This window comes from Chloroflexus sp. MS-CIW-1, assembly GCF_030444705.1.
Classification (GTDB): domain Bacteria; phylum Chloroflexota; class Chloroflexia; order Chloroflexales; family Chloroflexaceae; genus Chloroflexus.
Genome location: NZ_JAUBWR010000002.1, coordinates 108779 through 129222, shown reverse-complemented (window position 1 = coordinate 129222; position 20444 = coordinate 108779). Strand labels below are relative to the sequence as shown.

Here is a 20444-nt window from a genome sequence, read left to right as displayed (position 1 = left end):
TAAGTATCGTAAGGTGACCGAGGATTGGATATGTTGCCCCCTTATCGTCCATCGCGATAGGGGGAGCGCTGCTGTACGTATCGCTGATCATTCCGCTCATCCACGCAACCGCCGCAACTCGGCCTCTAGCTCACGCAGACGGGCTTCAAGCGCGGCCCGTGCTGCGGCTTCGCGTCGGGCCTGTTCCTCCGCCTCCGCCCGTGCGGCCGCTTCCCGTCGGGCTTGTTCCTCCGCCTCGGCCCGCGCTGCCGCTTCCCGCTGCGCCTGTTCTTCCGCTGCTCGCGCTCGCGCCTCAGCTTCTGCCGCCTGCTGTACCACCGTCGCGTAGTCGCCAAACGCCGTGCCGTCGTCGGCGTAGCACACCACGTGGTCGCCTTCCACCCCCACCCACAGGTCGGCCAGCTCCAGATACACCCACCCCCGCTCGTCCGACGGTTGCAGCCGGTAGGTGTCGCCCACCAGCCGATAGTCGAGCAACCGGAGCTGCCGCTCTCCTCGCCGTCCAATGTTGTCCACAATCACATACTGCGCCACTCCCGCCCGTGCGTAGTGCGCCACCTTCCACACCACGTCGTTCTCCCGCGTCTCCGGCGAGGTGATTTCAATTATCAACGCCGGTCGCACCCCCTCCTCCGCCACGTCAAACGTGCTCCAGTCGCGCCGCTCGCGCAGTCCCGGAATGACCATCACGTCCGGTCCGTGCGGCCGCAGGTCAGGCACGTCCCACGCCACCCGCACGTCGCTCAGCACGATGGCCCGCCCGTGCACTTCGAGCCGAGCGCGCAGCACTGCGGTGAGGTACATCCGGTCGGTTTCGTGGCGGTCACTGTGCACGATGAAGTCTCCCTCTTCGGGATGCAACACATCTTCGAGGGTGAGCGGCACCGGTTCGAGGTGGTCGGGGTCGTCGGGGGTAGGCCGACGGACGTAGCGCCAGCCGTAGCGGAAGGGGTCGTCGGCCGGTGGCGGCGCCGGTGTGGTGACGGTAGGATGGGTCATCACGGTTACTCCTTGCTGTGGTAGGTAGGTCTGCCGGTATTGTAGCATAGCGCTGGGCAGCGTGCAGGGGCGAGGGTGGCAGCGCAACGGGCAGCGGGTAGTGGTATGTTCCATTCATCGTGTTTTCCTGGCGCTCAAAACGGTGCTCGATATAAAAACCGTTTGAGCGGCCAAAAAGTTACACGAAAAAACACGGCAATTGCGAAGGAAGGCACAGAGTGTAGCGGAGATACCGACAGTGGCGAGGGAATGGACACTGCGGTCAGATAGACACGGGTGCAACACCAACGCGAAGGGGCACCTGCGTTGGGCACCTCCGCGTGTTGTCGTCGCATCGGTTGTGGTGTTTGCGCCTACGTCCCCTGTAACCGCTGCAACTTGGCTTCCAATTCACGCAGACGGGATTCAAGCGCGGCCCGCGCTGCGGCTTCCCGCTGGGCCTGTTCCTCCGCCTCGGCCCGCGCTGCCGCTTCGCGTCGGGCTTGTTCCTCCGCCTCCGCCCGCGCTGCCGCTTCCCGCTGCGCCTGTTCTTCCGCTGCTCGCGCTCGTGCTTCCGCCTCCGCCCGCGCTGCCGCTTCCCGCTGCGCCTGTTCTTCCGCTGCTCGCGCTCGCGCCTCAGCTTCTGCCGCCTGCTGTACCACCGTCGCGTAGTCGCCAAACGCCGTGCCGTCGTCGGCGTAGCACACCACGTGGTCGCCTTCCACCCCCACCCACAGGTCGGCCAGCTCCAGATACACCCACCCCCGCTCGTCCGACGGTTGCAGCCGGTAGGTGTCGCCCACCAGCCGATAGTCGAGCAACCGGAGCTGCCGCTCTCCTCGCCGTCCAATGTTGTCCACAATCACATACTGCGCCACTCCCGCCCGTGCGTAGTGCGCCACCTTCCACACCACGTCGTTCTCCCGCGTCTCCGGCGAGGTGATTTCAATCATCAACGCCGGTCGCACCCCCTCCTCCGCCACGTCAAACGTGCTCCAGTCGCGCCGCTCGCGCAGTCCCGGAATGACCATCACGTCCGGTCCGTGCGGCCGCAGGTCAGGCACGTCCCACGCCACCCGCACGTCGCTCAGCACGATGGCCCGCCCGTGCACTTCGAGCCGAGCGCGCAGCACTGCGGTGAGGTACATCCGGTCGGTTTCGTGGCGGTCACTGTGCACGATGAAGTCTCCCTCTTCGGGATGCAACACATCTTCGAGGGTGAGCGGCACCGGTTCGAGGTGGTCGGGGTCGTCGGGGGTAGGCCGACGGACGTAGCGCCAGCCGTAGCGGAAGGGGTCGTCGGCCGGTGGCGGCGCCGGTGTGGTGACGGTAGGATGGGTCATCACGGTTACTCCTTGCTGTGGTAGGTAGGTCTGCCGGTATTGTAGCATAGCGCTGGGCAGCGTGCAGGGGCGAGGGTGGCAGCGCAACGGGCAGCGGGTAGTGGTATGTTCCATTCATCGTGTTTTCCTGGCGCTCAAAACGGTGCTCGATATAAAAACCGTTTGAGCGGCCAAAAAGTTACACGAAAAAACACGGCAATTGCGGGTGTGGAGCATACCGGTGTGAGCGGTACGAAGCGCCGCTCCGAATAATCGTCTCACCGTACAGCGGATGAAACCTGATCGATGGACGGACGCAGCGCCGCTGCGCCCCAACCGATCTTCTTCTGCGACAGGGTATTCCGGATAGGCTCTTAGAAGCCCGGCTGCTGTCGTCTCTCGCACGGTACAACGGGATGGTGTGCCGGTATCGCGATCTTGCGGTCCACTTGTACCATCGGCGTGACCCTGATCTCAGATGCCTGGTGCAAGCCCGGATGCCCTATCTGCGCCGGAAACTGGAGCCGGATCCGCAGCAGACGCGCTATGTGCACACGATGCGCGGGATTGGCTATCGGCTGACGATGACACCGATTGCCAGCAACGGCTCGCCGGAGATGTGCCGGACGTTGCAACAGGCCGTGCTTATCAAGGGGTGCTGATGGGTGCGGGGCGCCGCGAGGGCGGGTTGCGCGGCCACCGGCTGCCGATGCAGCGACGGACGGGCGTCGTTCACGCATGATGCCGCTGACCATCCCGGTGTCGTGCGTCGTGCAGCGCCTGCCTGCCCCCGCTTGTGGTTGGGGCGGATCGAGCTCCCGCCCCTACCACATCCGACGGTGTACCCTGTTCCAGGCGTATCCCTCCGAGGCAGGACGCACCTCGGAACAGTGCCATCACCTGCTATCGGGAGTGACTCGCCGCGTGCTCACATCCACAATCCTGCCGGGTGCTGTCGGGCAGCACCTGATGGTATCCACGGAGGGACGGTGCGCGCACCACCCCTCGCGTGCTGTGACCGGAGATGTCGAACCGGCGCTACGCCATCGGTGGCGACGGGAGACGCTCGTCGGGCCGGTCATCGCTGCCCATCCGTTCGCGGAGGAGCTGCACGGCGCGTGTCTGGAGGGCTTTGGTGGCACCCAGCGTGCGTCCGAGCTGGCGGGCGGTCTCCGGCAACGAAAGATGGTACTCAAAGCGCAAGAGCAGCACCTGGCGGTAGGTCGGCGGCAGGCTCGCTAGCGCCATCCGCAGCGCCTGGCTCTCGGCCAAGAGGGTGAGATGGGTCTGGCCGTCGTCAGCGCTGTAATCGGCCACGACCATCGCACTGAATGGAATGGTACGCCCCTGGCGTCGCTGCAGATCGATGCTCAGGTTGCGGGCGAGGCGGAAGAGCCAGGCAATGAGCGGCACACCACGGTCTTCAAAGGTATCGGCCCGTTCCAAAAAGCGGACAAACACATCGTGGTGGGCATCGCGGGCGAGGTCGGGGTCACCGAGGCGACGCAGGAGATAGCTGAACAGGCGTGGGCCGTAGGTTTCGTAGACCCAGCTCAGCGCGTGGGGGTCACGATTCCGGATAGCGGCAATCAGGTCGTGCGGGGGCAGGGATGACATCGTGTGCTCCAATCGGTGTTCAAGAAGCGGATCCTGATACGACCTACAATAGCAGGAATAAGCGGGGAAAACGGTAACAATTTGGCGACAGTTTTGCGCGCACGGGGGGATGGGGTGAACGGAAGGAGGGATCGGCAGGTCGCTTGGCAATTCCGTGCTACCACCCACGCGCACCAATCCGTTGGTAGCAAGAGCATCACAGCAGGAATTGTCCGCACGTCTCCGGAACAGCTCGTGCCGCAGCAGAATCCAGACCTCCTAGGCGGGTTCCGTCACCGGCACCGTCGGGAACGCCCGCGCCGCACGCGGGCGGACGCCTGGAACGCCTGGATCACTGCCCCGGCTTAGCCCCCCACCGACCCACCTGCGGCAGGGGTACCACCGGTGGTCAGTCCGCGTGCGTGCGGCGGCGCCATGCTCTGCTGGATAGACACGCACGGGACGGGCGAACCGGTGGTACGCGGCCTAGATGCCTCCTATCGACGGGATGACATCGTCCTCCTGTGCGTGCGCCGCGAGTCGACCGTCGCGCCGACCGGTCAGGCACGCCAGCCGGTGCAGCGCCTGGCACTCGGACCGCGACGTGGATGGGTAGGGCACCAGGGGCGCCGTCACGCACGTCCCGCAGCGGATGGCGGGTCCGCTGACGATGGCAGCGAGGGCCGACCACGCGGAACCGTGGGTGCTGCTGACCGATCTGTCTCCTGTGCCCGTGGGACGAAGCGGGCGTTCGCCAATGCACGTCGATGGGCTGGGCTGGGCAGCGCGGCCAACTGCCGTTGTCGGGCAGGATCTGGTGGTGGCGGTGGTCACGCGGTAGATGGGAGCCGTCGGCACGCGGATCGACAATGCTGAACCGTCGGGGGTTCCGCCCGGTCGTCGGTGGCGCAGGGGGAGATCAGCCTGCGCTAGTGGGGGATGCACTCGTGGCGTTGGGTGCTGCGCACGGGTGATGGTGGCTCCGCTGGTGGTTGTGCCTGAGACCTACGCCTCAAAGCGGTGACAGGATCACCATGCCTATCGAGACCCCGTCCCAATGCTTGAAATCGCTCTACATCCTCAACTTTTCAACACTGTTCCTCTCACCGTTCTGGAGATGTCATGGTCGCGCCTCATCACAAGACCAAGTGTCTGATGAGTCTCGTAGTTTCTCACCCCTTCAGCCCACACTCCTGCTGAGCGCCTGATCAAAACCACGAGTTTCTGACCACGCTCTCAGAATCACCTCCTTCTCACACGCTTGATTGCTTCGAGTATAATTGCAGATATGAAGACATCAATGGTATTCACAGATGACCGATTAGCCGCTCAGCGCCGCACGTTGCGGATTGCCTGGCTGACCCTTTTCGTCTTCTTTGGTTTGTTTCTGGCTCTCATTACCTGCGTGATGTTCAGCGTCTGGCAGTGGTATCTGACGGCGACTGATACGCAGACGGCAACGTTGGTAGTCCGTGGCACAAGCGAGAGCATTGTCTGGCAACCAGCCGGTCGTACCATTTTTCAGGGTGTACGTGATCAACAACTGTTGAATGAAGGCGACGCAGTGCGCGCTTTACCCAATGCCGGCTATGGTCAGGTGGCTTCGTTACGTTTGTTTGAGGGGAGTCAACTCGATCTCTGGGCGGGAACAGATGTGCGTCTAACATCACTTCGCACGACACGCTGGCATAGTGGTACACTAGAAATTGCCATCGAGCAGCTTAACGGTTATGTACGCTACGATGTGCGAGCCGATCAGCCCTTTCACAACGTGAATATAAGGGTTACGATTGGTGATGCTCAGGTTGTACTGTTGCCTGGTGGCAGTTATAGTATCGGACTGTCTCCACCAGAGCGACGTGTGATGCGTAGTGATGGTCGTCCTGCTCTGGTGGCCGATGTGGCGGTACGCAGTGGTCAGGCTATCGTGACAGGTATGGTTGGTCAACCAATCCACCTGGTGGCTGGGCAGCGGGTTGAAGTTGATCCAGCAGGTATGCCCGGCTTGCCGGTACCGGCACGCTGGGAATTGATCCGTGACGGTGGTTTTTCGCGCTTTTCCGAAATTGAGTACAATAACACCACTCGTACCGATGATCCGACCCTTCCGCGCTCAACGACATGGCAGGTTTCGGGTACACCGAGTCTGCCTCTTCCCGAACGCGGCTTCTTTCGGTTGGCGCAGATTTGTCGTCCACCGAATAATACGCTCGTTTGCCCGATTGAAGATTTTCGTACTGCGGCCTGGTTTTACCGTATGGGTGGTCAGACTAACGGCTTTGTCACCAGCATTCGTCAGGCGTTGGGGGTTCAGGGAACAGGGATTGACGTGTCCGAGTTCCGCTCGCTCATCTTCTCGCTGTGGGCACGGGTAGATTATCAATCATTACCAGCAGCCGGTGATCGTGGTACTGAGTGCCCGATCATGATTCGGATCATTGCTCGTCGTAGCAGTCCGTCCGATCCTGATGAGGAGCGAGTTGTGTGCATCTACACTGCTGCCAGTGATGATGCGTTGCGCGTGCGTGCAGATGGGGTCTTTTATCAGCGAGTAGAGCCATCAACCTGGAGCCGGTTTCAGGTCGATTTACGTGGTGAAAACTGGTTACCTGATTATCGCTATCTGCGCAGTGTTGAGATCTATGCCAACGGTCACGACTATGACTCGCGGGTGGCTGAAGTTTCGCTGATAGGAACACAGTAGGCTGGTGTATGCTGTATCACGGGGTTGATTTGGTAGAGGTGGCGCGTGTTCGTCGAGCGGTGATGCGTTACGGTCAGCGATTTTTGTGCCGAGTGTATACGGCAACTGAACAAGCTGATTGTATCGCAGCCCCGGCGGGAATCCGTTATGAAGCGCTGGCAGCGCGTTGGGCGGCCAAAGAGGCCTGTGCCAAAGCGCTGGGGATTGGTTTGCGCGGTCTGGGGGCGTTGGCCGTTACCGATCAACCACGTGCAGGGTTTCAGGAAGTCGAAGTGATACGTGATGCTACCGGTCGCCCTCTGCTGCGGCTATCAGGGGTGGCCGCTGAAACTGCTTCCGCGTTGGGTATTCGAGCGTTGGTCGTAAGTCTGTCGCATACGAATGAACTGGCTATCGCTAGCGTGGTTGGTTGGGCAGGTTGAAGGTATGAGTGAAACGATATTGCCATTTGTTGTAACCGCCAGTCAGATGCGTGCGGCAGAAGAGGCGGCTGTTGCGCAGGGAACGACGTGGGCTGCGTTGATGGAACAGGCTGGCGCCGGTGTCGCTCTGGCAGTGCGTCAACATGTTGCATTGCCGGCTGATCGACACGTATTAGTCTTTGTCGGTCCTGGCAATAACGGTGGCGATGCGTTAGTTGCGGCACGCCATCTGGCTGATGCAGGGGTTAGGGTTGTTCTGTATATCTGGCGCAGAACTGGTGCAGATGATAATCTCCTGGCCTGTCGTGCCCGCAATATTCCTGAGCTATATTCGACTGCCGATTCTGATGGTTCTCAGCTTGCTTCGGCGCTGGCGACGGCGGCTGTTGTGATTGATGGTCTATTAGGGACCGGCGGGAGACCGCCAACGAACGATCTGGCAACGATTATTAAGGCAGTGAATGCCGCACGTACTCGCCGTCCTGAGTTGCGGGTAGTGGCTATCGATCTACCGAGCGGGGTAGCCGCCGATGATGGACAGATACCTACCGTTGCTATTCGAGCCGATCTGACTGTGGCTACCGGTTTGATGAAGCGTGGATTATTGCTCTGGCCCGGTCGTGGGTTTGCGGGCAAGATTGTTGTGGCTCCTATCGGATTATCTGCACTCGATCGAGCACTGACGATGAGCGAATTGTTAACTACTTCGCATGCACGTGCCTTATTGCCACCCCGTCCGGCTGATGCCCATAAGGGTATATTCGGTAAGGTCCTGGTGTTGGCCGGTTCCATTAATTATCCCGGTGCAGCGGTTTTGGCATGCGCAGCCGCCCAACGCGCTGGCGCCGGTTTGGTGACTCTGGCTACCGGTCGCACGGTATTATCGCTAGCGACCTTGCCGCCAGAAGTTACGCTTTTGCCAGTCGCCGAAGGTGATTGGGGGGCAATTGGTCCGGCTGCAATCGACGATCTGGCCGAACATTTACCTCGTTATCAGGCATTGCTGATCGGCCCAGGCTTAGGACAGGCTGAAGTCACCCGCAAGCTGGTATTACGTTTGTTTGGGCTTGATCAGGCTCGGAGCCGGACCCGCGTCGGCTTTGTAGCCATTGGTGAAATGACCCCAGAATCGGCACAGCAAACGGTTGAATTGCCACATACCGTGATCGACGCCGATGGCCTGAATATCCTTGCCGGTGCGTCACAATGGTTTGAACGTTTACCACCTGAGCGTTGTGTTCTTACGCCACATCCCGGTGAGATGCGGCGTCTGTTAGGTGTGGCTGAATTGCCTGCCGATCTGGTTCAGACGGCAGCAGAAGCGGCGCAACATTGGCGGCAAACCGTTGTACTTAAAGGGGCGACGACGGTGATCGCGTCGCCAGATGGGCGAACGATGATCCACGATGGGGCGAATCCGGCATTGGCAACCGCTGGATCGGGTGATGTATTGGCTGGAGTAATTGCCGGTTTGATCGCGCAAGGCTGTCCACCATTCGCTGCTGCAACGTTGGGTGTCTATCTACACGGTGCGGCTGGCGCACGAGCACGAGCTACTTTTGGCGATGCCGGTGTGATTGCCGGTGATTTGTTGCCGCTCTTACCGCTAGTGATACAAGAGGTACGCTCCGGTTAAGAAACCGGGCCAGGATGCAGAAAGGAAGAGTAGTCATGCGAATGGTGGAAATAATTGCGGCTAAGCGCGATGGCCGCCCTTTGACCACCGCCGAAATCGAGTGGGTGGTCAAACATTACGTCGCCGGTGATATTCCTGATTATCAGATGGCCGCACTCGCAATGGCTATTGTACTGCGGGGAATGGATGACCGCGAAACAGCCGATTTGACCATTGCAATGGCCAATAGCGGCGATACACTCGATCTGCATGACATCGCCCCGATAACCGTTGATAAGCATTCAACCGGCGGGGTCGGTGATAAGACAACGCTCGTTGTGGCGCCGATGGTCGCAGCGGTAGGCTTGCCGGTGGCAAAGATGAGTGGTCGTGGTCTCGGTTTCAGTGGCGGTACTATTGATAAACTTGAGAGCATTCCTGGCTTTCGCTCCAATCTGAGTGCAGCAGAGTTTCGGCGTGCCGTCCGTGAACTGGGATTGGTAGTTGCTGCGCAGAGCGGTGATCTGGCGCCAGCCGATAAAAAACTTTACGCCCTTCGCGATGTGACCGCAACAGTTGAGTCGATTCCGCTGATTGCTGCCAGCGTGATGAGCAAAAAACTGGCTTCCGGTGCGGATTGTATTGTGCTTGACGTAAAATATGGGCGCGGAGCATTCATGCAGACGCTCGCCGATGCCCGGCAGTTGGCACGAACGATGGTTGCGATTGGGCGTCAGGCCGGACGGAAAGTGACTGCTGTTCTCAGCAGTATGCAGCAGCCGCTCGGTTTTGCGATAGGGAATGCGCTGGAGGTACGGGAAGCCATCGCTGCACTGCGTGGTTCTGGCCCATCCGATTTGGTCGAACTATCACTGGTACTGGGGAGTGAGTTGGTGCGCATGGCCGGTTTGCGCGATGATATTGATGCTGCACGTGCGGTGCTCATTGAAGCCCTGCAAAGTGGCGCGGCCTGGGAGAAGTTTCGAGCGATGGTTATTAACCAGGGTGGTGATCCATCGGTGATCGATGAACCCGAACATCTGCCTACTGCCCCAGTGCAGGTGGCGTTTCCGGCTCCACGTAGCGGTTTTGTCTCTGCGATTGATGGCCAGGTCTTGGGTCTGGCTGTGAATGCGTTGGGCGGTGGGCGGTCGCGTAAAGAAGATATTATCGATCACGCGGTTGGGTTGGTGTTACACGCTAAAGTCGGTGATAAGGTCGCCGCCGGTGAGCCATTACTGACGATTCACGCAGCCCGTCAGGTCGATGTCGAGCAGATTGCTGAACGTATCCGTTTTGCCTATACTATTCATGATGAACCACCACCATCGTTACCACTAGTCGAGGACATTATTCGTGACATCTGATAGAGGGTTGCCATGCCGATTTATGAATACTTCTGTCCAGCCTGCAATGGTCAGTTCCAAAAACTGGTACGTGGATTTAGCGATCCACCCGGCTTAGTCTGCCCTCGTTGCGGGAATACCGAAGTGCGACGTGCAATCTCGCGTTTCGCTACTCTCAAGTCCGAGGATGAACGTCTCGAGTCACTGGCCGACCCGTCAAATTTCATGGGTTTGGACGAGAGTGATCCTCGTTCGATTGCCCGTTGGGCCAAGCGCCTGGGCAAAGAGTTGGGTGAAGACGCTGGTGAAGATTGGGATGAGATGGTTGATCAGATGCTTGAAGAAGAGCTGAGTGGGAAGAAGGATGAAGATGATGTGCGGAAATCGGGCGATAAGCCCGATGATCTCGGGTGGGCCTGATAACCATTTGCATAAAAGACAATCTAACGCTATGATAAAGCAAAGTTGCCTAGAATGAACGGTCGAGTATGCGAATCCTCTTCTACACCGGCAAGGGCGGCGTCGGCAAAACCAGTGTTGCAGCGGCAAGCGCCCTCCGCTGCGCCCAACTAGGATATCGAACAATCGTACTCTCGACCGATGCAGCCCACTCGTTGGGAGACTCGCTCGGTGTTGATCTACGGGCAGAGCCGCTTCAAGTAGCACCTAATTTGTGGGCGCAAGAGATCAATGCCCTTCATGAGCTTGAATCAAGCTGGGGTACCGTATCACGCTATCTGGCCGATCTACTGGCGTGGCAAGGAGTCGAGACAATTGCTCAGGGGGAGTTGTCGGTTATTCCCGGTACGGAAGAACTTTTTAGCTTACTCCAGATCAAGCGCCATTATGACGAAGGGAAGTATGATGTGATCGTCGTTGATGCGGCACCCACCGGCGAAACACTGCGCTTATTGTCACTCCCTGATGTGATGCGCTGGTGGATCGCCCGTCTCTTCCCGATTGCCCGTGCGCTGCTCCGCGTAGTGCGACCCGTTGCACGACGAGTCACCGATATGCCGATTGCCGACGACGACGTGCTGGCCTCGGCCCAACAGGCTATTGATGCCCTGATCGATGTTCGTCAGTTGTTGACGAATCACCAGATTTGCACGGCCCGCATCGTTATGAACCTGGAAAAGATGGTGATTCGCGAAGCCCAGCGCTCACTGACTTACCTCAGTTTGTTTGGCTATGCGGTCGATGCAATTATTGTCAATCGGATTTTACCTCCCGACGTTGATGCCCATTTTGCGCAATGGCGTGCGATGCAGCAGCAATACGCGCCCCTGGTTGAAGAGATGTTCGAGCCGTTGCCAATCCTGCGGGCACCCCATTTTTCGCAAGAGATCGTCGGTGCCGAACTCCTTAATGAATTAGCCGACCATCTCTTCGCTGATCGCGATCCGACCACTTTCCTCTACCAGGGACCGACGCAACGGGTCGAGAAGACCTCTTATGGCTACGATCTGATCGTCCCGCTGCCGTTTGCCTCTGAGGATCAGGTGCATCTAGCGCAAAGTGATGATGAATTGCTTATCTCGGTGGGGTGGCATCGCCACCGAATTGTGTTGCCCCAATCGCTGGCCCGTCTACGGGCGCAAGATGCCTTTTTTGAAGACTCTTCATTGCGCGTCATCTTCCGTCGCGATGTGGCTGCCTGATGGGGATGTTTCAGGGCGCGTTTGATGATCAACGATATTGCTCGCCGATCATCGCTGCCGCCGCCGTAGGAGCAGCGGGTTACTGACCCACTCGCGGAGATCCCTTCTGGGCTGGTGGGGTGTAGTTATGCTACGCCCCACCGATGATGCAGGTGTCATTGTCATTGCAACAACACCTTGCTCTCTCAAACGAGATACTAAATATTGGGCCTGTATCCACATGTATCCACAAAATGTGGATACATCACATGGTCATCGTACTACCAGCGCTCTAACCAGACCGAGTTATCCGCGTGCCAGTCCTGGAATGATAAAGATGTCAGCGACCATTGCCACCAGACTCAACCCGTGTAACCACACTGCTGCCCAAACATTACGGGTGCGTAGTACCAGATAGCCTCCGATTACACCAATGGGAAGTGCCATTCCCACCATCAACCAGCGTTCAAACAGTGGCACCGGCGCTACAAACAGGTGGTTCAGTGCGTAAAACAGCGTTGTCAAGCCAACCGTCAGATGGGCATTCACACCTGAATCGCGCAGACCGAATAGCAGTACACCACGCCAGAGAAATTCCTCGGCCAGTACCAACACTGGGAAGAGGTACAGGAAGCCCATTCCAACCAGAATGGTCTCCATGGCTTCCATCGGTGCACCACCACCGCGATAGTAGAAAAAGGTGTTAATCCAGTCCAGGAGCATCAGCCCGACACCAATCCCGCCACCCCAAAGCGTTGCTCCACGCAGGTTGGCTTTCGTTACTCCTAGCGTTGCCCAGCCTTGGGTTCGTCCTAAGATAACGGCAACTCCCAATCCGCCGATAACGTAAACCACGAGTGCAGGCCATTCCGTCAAGCCCGTGAGCCCGCCGAGAATACCGATGAGCCAGACTGCTCCCACTAATCCTCCTCCCCAACGGATACGGGGATCGGCGAACAACGATCCGGTTGGACGTACAGATGCAGGTACACGCATAAGCACCTCCGCGCTTCGGTAAGCTGCTAGCTTACCTATCGTATGCGACGAAAGGGCAATTGTGGCAGAATGGTACACAACAAACGTTGTAATCTGGTCACGATAGCGGACTGGAAGACTACAATGCCCACTCGATCATTCGAGTGGGCATCATGCATTGTGGTGCCAAGAGCCGGACTCGAACCGGCGACCCTCGCGTTTTCAGCGCGATGCTCTACCAACTGAGCTATCTTGGCAAGCCGCCATACAACGTTGTGGTGGGCGATGACGGATTTGAACCGCCGACACCCTCGGTGTAAACGAGGTGCTCTACCGCTGAGCTAATCGCCCCAACGTCTGGTGCCCAGGAAGGGACTTGAACCCTTACGAGCGTGGTTAGCTCACTAGGCCCTCAACCTAGCGCGTCTGCCAATTCCGCCACCTGGGCGCTTAACGCCTTGCTATTATACGAAATCGCTAGCGAGTTGTCAAATGGGATGGGAATGTTCTGGTGGGTTCGATGTTTTCACGTTTGCGCAAAATGATCGATTCACGTGAAGTCAGTGTATGTCGTAGCAGCACGACTGTCTCCTCACCAACCCTTGATAGGGGGGGATTTAGGGCGATTTCAGTCATTAGGATGGGTTATCGAGATGAGCAGATAGGTCGAAGTGCAGCGCCGCTCTGTTGCGATGCTGAGCACAAAATGCACCTGATGGCGGCGCTGCGGCGTGGGCAGCGTGGGCACGGTCGATGCGCTGGTTGGCGGGGTACTGATAGGAACGTGGCGTCACCTCGCCCCTACTGACCAGGTTCATCTGTCGTGAGGTGATGATGGATGGAAAAGGCTCTTAGCGCCTATCCGAGTCATCCTGCCGCAGAAGAAAATCGATCAGGGTGCAGCGTCGCTGTGTCCGTACATCAGTCTTTCCCCACCATATGACTCCGTTAGCATTCAGCTAATCGGAGATGGTGTTTATCGGTTGTACGGCGACGAACGAGTATTCGGATAGGCTCCTAATCTCGCCGCTGATACCCAGTTGCGCATGATTGGGGCGGGTTTCAATCCCGCCCTGAGCACGTAACGTTCAGTCTCCTACGGCAGTGTGGTAGTATCGGCCGTCGCTGCCTCATCCCACGATTCCACATTTCCCGCCCAATCTCGAGCACGGATACGGAAAGCAAATTGTTTTCCTTCGTGGGGGCCAAACCAGGCGCTCAGATCGGTTGTCCCTAGCTTCCAGTCTGTCCAGCCACCGTTTGGCAGCAAACGAACTTGTATGTCGTAGCTGGCAATCCCTGTCATATCGTCGGTACCACCCCATTGAATCTGGAAGCCGTTGTCAACGTGCGTGATCGAGACAATTTGTGTGTCTGGTGGTGTGGTATCACTACGCGGCTCCCAGGCAATCGCGTCATAACGTACCGCCATACCTCGATCTCCGGTAAGATCACTCAGCGACACGCTCGGTACCGTGTTGGAGTTTCCACCAAAGTAATACGTTCCGAGTGAAGCCCACTGACCGGTGGCTGCACGTTGGTCAAGAATTATCTCAGTGGTTGTACCCTCATGACTGATGCGATAGCGAGCACTGGTTGTTGCCGGGTTCCCACAAGCTGGAATATATGCCTTCACTTCATAGAAACCGGGACTCAGCGTAGGTGCATTCCAAATGGCAGCGGTCGTTGCCTGCGCGGGATCAGTCGTTGAGTAGGTCCATTGATGCTGGCCGTTCAGCCCGCACGGTTCTTTATACCAATCTTTACCAACCGGGTTAAATGTTGGATCGGTGTTATCTACCGTTATTGCGCCTTCTGGCGCGGTCACCTGTACTTGTTGTGCATCATCAACCACTTGACCGGAACCGACTTCAACCGCTCCGGCAGGGCCGGGATCGTCACCAAGCCAGAGGAAGGTAACGTAGACATAATCACTGTTGGTCATGCCGAGATCATCCCAAAAGGTACCATCGGCGATGTCAATGCCGTTTGGGAGCGTGATCCGTCTTCCCCATTCATCGCGGCCCCCGTTGTATTTGTGGTAATAGGCAGCCTCAGCCATCGGCATACCAACCGGTAAATCACTATAACGCCGATTAGGATTCCAGTAGTCGTCGCGGGTGTTCCACGGTCCTACATCCCAAACCGGAACCACAACTGAACGCCCGTTGTAGGTAATACGTACCTTGAATTGGTCAGTGCCCTTCGGTGAGAGTACGCACCAGCAGGGTAGGGCTACGAAGCGATCACGGGGTTGAATAATATGGCCGTTGGCAGTGCGGTGACCAACCAGGCCTTCGCGGGTGGCAAAGATGCGGTAGGTTGGTGCGAGAGTTTGCTGCTGAGGTGGTGAAGTCGTTGGGGCAGCCTGAACAGGTGCGAAGATCGTTACGAGTACGATAAGTACCACAATCATCAAGCTGCGGCGAACGATCCTTCCAATCATACAGTTGTCTCCTTTGTGTTGACGGCATACGGCTGAAAGCCGGGCAGACGCGAGGCAGCCGTCGTTGCGTTGTCTGTCATTCACGAGCATCGATCGCGTGATTAGTGCTCGTGAACAATGCGATAGATGCGTCTGCACAGGCGTTGCACGATGCAAAGAAGGCAGGATGGGGGAATAATTCACGTTGACCACTTGGTCAGCTTGCGTGCAACGCCTGCCTGTTGCAGCCGGAGCCATTGCTCCGGCGTATCACGTTATCGTCCGCCCTGAACGGTGAGGTTAGCGAGGCTAGGAATAGCGGCGATCCAGACCGATCCCGGTGCAAGCGGGATTTCGTTGCCATCTGCATCGATCAGATACAGTTGCGCGTAACCGGCAGATTTACGCCAGGTTGCTTCAATCATGCGTCCGTCGCGGAAGATGCGCGCCGGTCCTTCACCGATCACATCTTGCTCAATCCGTCCCTTTGGATCATTTGGAATCGGTCGTTCGGGTACTTCCAGGATTACAACATTCTTGAACTGTAATTGCGTACCCGTTGCAGCATCAACGTGAGGCCGATTCCCGCGTAGATAGCGATAGCTGTTCGAGGTTGGATCGTAACTCCAACCTACAGCGGATTCACGGTAAATGAAGAAGTAGCGCAATTCTTGTTGAGCAGGCCGTTCCTCGATTGGGGCTTCGGCTGAATAGAGGAACCCAATTTCTGACAGCCCGTCAACTGATCGCTCGTTGGCGGCAGCGAATGCAGCGATGTTGGCGCTATTGGTGTAGAGATTGTGCGGTGCACTCCGATCACGGGTTCGGTAAAAGTAGCGGCTAGCATTGCCACGGAGCGCATCCATATTGATAAGCTCAATCGAAGTTTCGGCCAGCAAGAGACCTTCTGGCGAGCCACCAGCATGAACATAGACGGCGCGCAGTCCTTTTGCCCATTCGACATAGTATGGACGAGCACTGCGTACCGGGCCAATTACCGACATCTCAGGTGAGATACCGGGGATAAAGACAGCCATGTAGCGGGTGATACCGAATTCGGCCAGCGCCTCAAAGACGATTGCGGCACCATCCATACCGGTTTGGGGATAGGCATTCGGATGGTTGTCATACATAACGGCAAAAGGACGAGTAGTGACCGATCCCCGTGGTACGGCCAGTGGCGCATTCAACGGCTCAGGTGTAGCAGTTGGTTCAGGGACAGCCGTTGGTTCAGGTGTAGCTGTCGGTTCAGGGGTCGCAGTTGATTCGGGTGTAGCAGTTGGTTCGGGGGTAGCCGCAGGCAGGAGAGTTGGTACGCCTGTAGAAAGTATCTCAGTGGTTTCGATAGATACCGTGGTAGCTGTAGGTTCGTTTGCTACAGCCGATCCACACGCACCGATCAACAAAACTGCTAGCAGCAAGGCCAGCACAGTATATCTGCGTATCATAGATTCTCTTTCCTGGTGCACCGCAGGTCATGGCGGATAGCACGAGCGCCATATTATAACATGACTTTTCAAACCTGCAAGTTATTTCGTAGGATGGCCAGGGGTTTTCAACGTTCTCACCGTGCTCGGTAGAGGTAACGTGAGGAGCGGAATGAAGCTTGAGATAATATGGAGCAATTCCCATTCCGACCGTGCGTTGCCCAACCCGGTCGTTTATCTCGCCGATGATGCCCGTCCCCGCCTTGTCGGCGCGGGTTCCCAACCCGCCCACTGAGGCAAGGGAGAGTGCATCGTCGGGACGGAAAGAGCGATCCGTTTACATACCAGTGGGGTTTGAAGAGAACCTATCCCTCTTGACCACTTCTGTTTTCTACATTTCTGATCTTCTACATAAGCTCGAAACGCGGTACAATACAACAGATTTCACGTCCTAAACGGAGAGTCGATCATGACAAATGCATCCCACATTGTGCTACCAGAGTGGATAACCCTGGCAACAACGATGATCGACACCCAGCAATTTTCTGATTTGCAAGCTACTGCTCTGGCTACGCTACGAATGGTTTTGCCGCATTATGATGTCGATCTCCAGTGGTCATTTCAAGGGCATCCACAGGATGTGCACGATGGTGTTGTTCATCCGATCGCGGCTGAGGAAGTCTACGGCTGGTTAACGATCCGTCCAGGTTCGTTGACTACTGAAGAGTTAGCGATACTGAACGTTATCGAGCGTCTGATCATTGCCGCTTATGATCGGGTACGACAGCGCATGGATCGGCAAGATTGGCGACGGCGACTACAGGTTGAGTTTGATGCTTTGCGCGACTGTCATGATCCTGAACTGATTTGCCGTCAATTCGGACAGTTAATGTCTCAAATCGCGGGATGGCCATTGCATGTTGGGGTAGCGATCCCATTTCAACGTAGTGTATGGATTGAACAAATAGCCCACTACGATCCGCAAGCAGGAAACCATAGTTTGTCTGGTCGGCAATTCTGGACGGCTGAGACCGATCTTAGTAGCGTTGTGATGAAACTGAGTATGCCGATCAGTTCAACAAGATACCTGCACGACTGTGCCCACTATCAGGTTCGACCACACACCATCTGGAAGGATTTTGCTCCGACGTACTGGTCAGGGGTTCCCATTCGTTTTGAAGGTGAAACGATTGGTATGGTCTACACATACACAATGACACCATCAACCGTTGGCGAACTGCAACAGCAGATTGTCAATGAAGGATTGTACCTGATCAGTCAGTTGTTACGACCGATTCTCTTGCACCGCGAAGCGGAGCGTGCTAGTCGTCAACAGCGGATGTGGCAAGAGTTGATTTCTGCCGGTGTGCAGATTTTTGATCCTGATCGGGCATTACAAATGATGTTGGAAATCAGTTGTCAGTTGTTGGATGTGCAGGCAGGTAGTCTGTTTATCGTCGATGAACAGCAGCGCGAGGTGGTTCTTCGTTATGTGGCCGGTCAACATATGCGGCAATTGGTTGGGATGCGTCTGCCAATGAGCCATGGCATCCTTGGTCAATCGTTGGCGCTCGGCAAACCGGTTATTGTTAATGATGCAGTTGGCGACCCGCGACGCAGTCACTGGCTAGATCAGATGACTGGCCTGATGTGTCACAATCTGATCAGCGTGCCGTTTACCTCACCGAGTGGTGTGCGTGCCTGTTTGCAATATGTCAATCGCCAAGAAACAGCACCGTTTATCGATGCTGATATTGATCGCATCAATGCGATTATGGCAAGTATGAGCCTGGTCATTGACCATGCCCAGCGGCTTACGCAGGTAGAAACAGGGATCATCCAACATGCCCGTGATCTTGATCGGCGCAACGCTGACTTGCAGTCGGTGTTAGCTCTCAGTCGTGATCTGTTGCTCGAACGAGCGCCCGATCAGCTTTTTCACCTGATTATCAATGCGATCTGTGAGCGGATACGGTTTCAGGCGGCAGCCCTGTTTGTTCATCGGCGCGAGCGGAGTCTGCATCCGGCGTTGGAGTGTGTTGTTGCTACCGATCGTCTCGCTGCTGAATTTCCAATCGGTTTGCGTCTGGCAGCTAACCGACTTGATATACTGGCTCACGAGTGGTCGCTAGGCGAGAGCTGTTTTCTTCTCAACCGGCGAAGGGCCAGTTTTGCGGCTTTGTTTGACCTACCAGCACCGGTGCTAGAACAACTCGTCGATTTTGGGGCGACGCAGTGGAATGCTGATGATTTGCTGGTCGTGCTTCTGCGAGCACCTGATCAGCGGGTCCAGGCAGTGTTGTTCCTCGATCAACCGCTCAATGGTCAACGTCCGTCATCTGATGATATTCAGGCGCTGATTGTCTATGCCGGTATTGCCGGTGCGGCCATCGAAATTGCGCTCTTGCGGCACCGTCAGCAACGTAGTTTAGAGCGTCTGACAGCACTGAATGGCCTCGGGATGGTGATCAACTCGCAATCGTTACCTGAGCCGCAGGTGTTGGCGATGACAGTGCGCGGCATGCTTGAGATGGTCGATGGCGCATGGGCGCAGGTTGTGTTGTTTGATCCGGTTCAAGATACATTGCGCTTTGAGCAGTCGGTTGGCGTCACGATGCTTTCGCAGGATGCGGTGTTGACTCTCGCTCGTCGGGCACTGACTCAGCGGCGTCCGGTTTTTCGTTCGGCGACAACCGTTGCTCTGCCGCTCCGTGGTACCCAACAGCCAATTGGTGTGATCGTGATCGGCGGCGAGCAAGCTCTCGATTCTACCGATATCGAGATGTTGATGCTCTACGTCACCCAGACAGCTATCGCTATCGAGAGCATGCGTTTGCTCGAGGTGGTACGGCGTGCACGCGATAATCTATCGCGGGTGATGGCGACGATTGAGGATGCTCTTATTCTCTATAATGCTGATGGAACAGTTGTCGTGACCAATGAAACCTTTTATCGTCTTGCCCAAACGAACGCATGGTCACCGCCATTGTTTCAGGCGAATACGATCCATATCGAACAGTTACTCACTCAATGGGCAGATCAACGCCGTCTGGAAGCTGATGCCATCGCTACGCTGTGCCGCTCACTTTCTACTGCTGGCGCGCAAGGTGAATTACGGGGAAGTGATGGAGTATTTTCCTGGAAGATAACCTCGGCTGGTGATCTCATCTCTGGTCGTATTCCGGCTTTTTTGTTGACAATTCGTGATGTGACCGAGGCAAAACGGGTCGAGCAGTTGCGTGAAGACCTGACACATACCCTGGTACACGATTTTAAGAACCCGCTCACTGTTATTAAACTTTCCTTTGAGCGGCTGGAACAGGAACTGGGCGATCTCCTTACTGAACGCCAGAAAAAGGCAATTTTCATTGGGCAAAACAGCACAAATCGGTTGATTAACCAGGTGCACCTGATGCTCGATATTGGGCGGCTCGAGAGTGGTCAAATGCCACTTGAGCTAGGGCCGTTGCCGGTTGCCAGTCTCATTGAGCAGGTTACCGAGCGATTATCGATCCAGGCCCAAGAGAAGCACGTCCAGATCGTGCACCGGATTGACCCGCAGGTGCGCTGGTTGTTCGCCGATGCTGATATTATCGCCCGTGTGCTGCAAAATTTGCTCGATAATGCACTCAAATACAGTGCGTCTGGCGATCTGATTTCGCTTGAAATTCAGGTAAAACCTGAACAACAAGAACCACAGCTTGTGACTGTATCTGATGAGGTGACGGTTTTGATTCCGGGTGATCGAGTTGCCCATATCGTTGTACGCGATCAGGGGCCGGGTATTCCGCCTGAAGCTCAGGATGCTCTCTTTACCCGCTTCAGTCAGGCCAGGAGTAAACGAAGCGAAGGGAGTGGCCTGGGATTATTTTTCTGTCGGCTGGCAGTTGAGGCGCATCGAGGAGTGATCTGGGTCGAAAGTTCGCCTGGTCAGGGCAGCGCATTTCATTTTACGCTGCCGCTGGCCGAAATCTACTCTGATGCAGGCTAACGG

The 20444-nt window shown here is 56.7% G+C and carries 14 protein-coding genes and 3 tRNA genes; 8 read left to right on the top strand and 9 right to left on the bottom strand.

Features of this window, described 5'->3' with window-relative positions; genetic code table 11:
• Positions 1–96: 96 nt before the first annotated feature.
• Both QTO31_RS13480 and QTO31_RS13475 read right to left on the bottom strand, forming a co-directional pair.
• Positions 97–999, bottom strand: a complete 903-nt coding sequence (locus QTO31_RS13480; protein ID WP_301430289.1) for a Uma2 family endonuclease — start codon at positions 997–999, stop codon at positions 97–99.
• 353 nt (positions 1000–1352) lie between these two features.
• Positions 1353–2321 (bottom strand): Uma2 family endonuclease, encoded by a 969-nt coding sequence (locus QTO31_RS13475; RefSeq protein WP_301430287.1) that lies wholly within the window; start codon positions 2319–2321, stop codon positions 1353–1355.
• A gap of 278 nt (positions 2322–2599) precedes the next feature.
• Here QTO31_RS13475 and QTO31_RS13470 point away from each other — a divergent pair, with 278 nt between their 5' ends.
• Complete coding sequence (locus tag QTO31_RS13470) at positions 2600–2962, top strand: helix-turn-helix domain-containing protein (RefSeq protein WP_367620625.1); 363 nt, start codon at positions 2600–2602, stop codon at positions 2960–2962.
• A 376-nt stretch (positions 2963–3338) separates the two neighbouring features.
• On the opposite strand, the gene QTO31_RS13465 is transcribed toward QTO31_RS13470, so the two are convergent.
• Positions 3339–3917 (bottom strand): RNA polymerase sigma factor, encoded by a 579-nt coding sequence (locus QTO31_RS13465; RefSeq protein ID WP_301429569.1) that lies wholly within the window; start codon positions 3915–3917, stop codon positions 3339–3341.
• Positions 3918–5196: 1279 nt separating this feature from the next.
• On the opposite strand from QTO31_RS13465, the gene QTO31_RS13460 reads away from it, so the two are divergent.
• The 6 genes from QTO31_RS13460 (at position 5197) to QTO31_RS13435 (ending at position 11644) form a co-directional block, all read left to right on the top strand.
• Complete coding sequence (locus tag QTO31_RS13460) at positions 5197–6600, top strand: hypothetical protein (protein ID WP_301429567.1); 1404 nt, start codon at positions 5197–5199, stop codon at positions 6598–6600.
• Positions 6601–6608: 8 nt separating this feature from the next.
• Positions 6609–7022: a holo-ACP synthase gene (gene acpS / locus QTO31_RS13455; RefSeq protein WP_031461126.1), complete on the top strand. Its 414-nt coding sequence runs from the start codon at positions 6609–6611 to the stop codon at positions 7020–7022.
• A 4-nt stretch (positions 7023–7026) separates the two neighbouring features.
• Complete coding sequence (locus QTO31_RS13450) at positions 7027–8658, top strand: bifunctional ADP-dependent NAD(P)H-hydrate dehydratase/NAD(P)H-hydrate epimerase (RefSeq protein WP_031461127.1); 1632 nt, start codon at positions 7027–7029, stop codon at positions 8656–8658.
• A gap of 35 nt (positions 8659–8693) precedes the next feature.
• Positions 8694–10004 (top strand): pyrimidine-nucleoside phosphorylase, encoded by a 1311-nt coding sequence (locus tag QTO31_RS13445; RefSeq protein ID WP_031461128.1) that lies wholly within the window; start codon positions 8694–8696, stop codon positions 10002–10004.
• A 12-nt stretch (positions 10005–10016) separates the two neighbouring features.
• Entirely contained in the window at positions 10017–10403 is a 387-nt protein-coding gene (locus QTO31_RS13440; protein WP_031461129.1) for an FmdB family zinc ribbon protein, read from the top strand.
• A gap of 68 nt (positions 10404–10471) precedes the next feature.
• Positions 10472–11644, top strand: coding sequence for an ArsA family ATPase (locus QTO31_RS13435; RefSeq protein WP_031461130.1), 1173 nt, complete (start codon positions 10472–10474; stop codon positions 11642–11644).
• Between the two features lie 285 nt (positions 11645–11929).
• Here the strand turns inward: QTO31_RS13435 and QTO31_RS13430 are convergent, their stop codons facing one another.
• The 6 genes from QTO31_RS13430 to QTO31_RS13405 all read right to left on the bottom strand — a co-directional run bounded on the left by QTO31_RS13430 (position 11930) and on the right by QTO31_RS13405 (position 16471).
• The gene (locus tag QTO31_RS13430; RefSeq protein WP_301429562.1) at positions 11930–12619 is read right to left on the bottom strand and encodes a CPBP family intramembrane glutamic endopeptidase; all 690 of its coding nucleotides are present in this window, start codon (positions 12617–12619) and stop codon (positions 11930–11932) included.
• A 160-nt stretch (positions 12620–12779) separates the two neighbouring features.
• Positions 12780–12855, bottom strand: a tRNA-Phe gene (locus tag QTO31_RS13425).
• Between the two features lie 19 nt (positions 12856–12874).
• Positions 12875–12949: transfer RNA gene (locus QTO31_RS13420), tRNA-Val, on the bottom strand.
• A gap of 7 nt (positions 12950–12956) precedes the next feature.
• Positions 12957–13046: transfer RNA gene (locus QTO31_RS13415), tRNA-Leu, on the bottom strand.
• A gap of 648 nt (positions 13047–13694) precedes the next feature.
• Positions 13695–15044: a hypothetical protein gene (locus QTO31_RS13410; RefSeq protein WP_031459600.1), complete on the bottom strand. Its 1350-nt coding sequence runs from the start codon at positions 15042–15044 to the stop codon at positions 13695–13697.
• A 254-nt stretch (positions 15045–15298) separates the two neighbouring features.
• Positions 15299–16471, bottom strand: a complete 1173-nt coding sequence (locus QTO31_RS13405) for a DUF3048 domain-containing protein (RefSeq protein ID WP_031459601.1) — start codon at positions 16469–16471, stop codon at positions 15299–15301.
• Between the two features lie 448 nt (positions 16472–16919).
• Here QTO31_RS13405 and QTO31_RS13400 point away from each other — a divergent pair, with 448 nt between their 5' ends.
• Positions 16920–20441 carry a GAF domain-containing protein gene (locus tag QTO31_RS13400; protein ID WP_031459602.1) on the top strand — a complete coding sequence of 1174 codons (3522 nt, stop codon included), beginning with the start codon at positions 16920–16922 and terminating at the stop codon, positions 20439–20441.
• Positions 20442–20444 lie beyond the last annotated feature (3 nt).

What these genes read in the sequence shown, in the direction of transcription:
- QTO31_RS13435 (WP_031461130.1), top strand. Translation starts at nt 10,472, where the DNA reads ATGCGAATCCTCTTCTACACCGGCAAGGGCGGCGTCGGCAAAACCAGT.
- QTO31_RS13410 (WP_031459600.1), bottom strand. Translation starts at nt 15,044, where the DNA reads ATGATTGGAAGGATCGTTCGCCGCAGCTTGATGATTGTGGTACTTATC.
- QTO31_RS13405 (WP_031459601.1), bottom strand. Translation starts at nt 16,471, where the DNA reads ATGATACGCAGATATACTGTGCTGGCCTTGCTGCTAGCAGTTTTGTTG.
- QTO31_RS13475 (WP_301430287.1), bottom strand. Translation starts at nt 2,321, where the DNA reads ATGACCCATCCTACCGTCACCACACCGGCGCCGCCACCGGCCGACGAC.
- QTO31_RS13400 (WP_031459602.1), top strand. Translation starts at nt 16,920, where the DNA reads ATGACAAATGCATCCCACATTGTGCTACCAGAGTGGATAACCCTGGCA.
- acpS (WP_031461126.1), top strand. Translation starts at nt 6,609, where the DNA reads ATGCTGTATCACGGGGTTGATTTGGTAGAGGTGGCGCGTGTTCGTCGA.
- QTO31_RS13445 (WP_031461128.1), top strand. Translation starts at nt 8,694, where the DNA reads ATGCGAATGGTGGAAATAATTGCGGCTAAGCGCGATGGCCGCCCTTTG.
- QTO31_RS13465 (WP_301429569.1), bottom strand. Translation starts at nt 3,917, where the DNA reads ATGTCATCCCTGCCCCCGCACGACCTGATTGCCGCTATCCGGAATCGT.
- QTO31_RS13480 (WP_301430289.1), bottom strand. Translation starts at nt 999, where the DNA reads ATGACCCATCCTACCGTCACCACACCGGCGCCGCCACCGGCCGACGAC.
- QTO31_RS13440 (WP_031461129.1), top strand. Translation starts at nt 10,017, where the DNA reads ATGCCGATTTATGAATACTTCTGTCCAGCCTGCAATGGTCAGTTCCAA.
- QTO31_RS13430 (WP_301429562.1), bottom strand. Translation starts at nt 12,619, where the DNA reads ATGCGTGTACCTGCATCTGTACGTCCAACCGGATCGTTGTTCGCCGAT.
- QTO31_RS13460 (WP_301429567.1), top strand. Translation starts at nt 5,197, where the DNA reads ATGGTATTCACAGATGACCGATTAGCCGCTCAGCGCCGCACGTTGCGG.
- QTO31_RS13450 (WP_031461127.1), top strand. Translation starts at nt 7,027, where the DNA reads ATGAGTGAAACGATATTGCCATTTGTTGTAACCGCCAGTCAGATGCGT.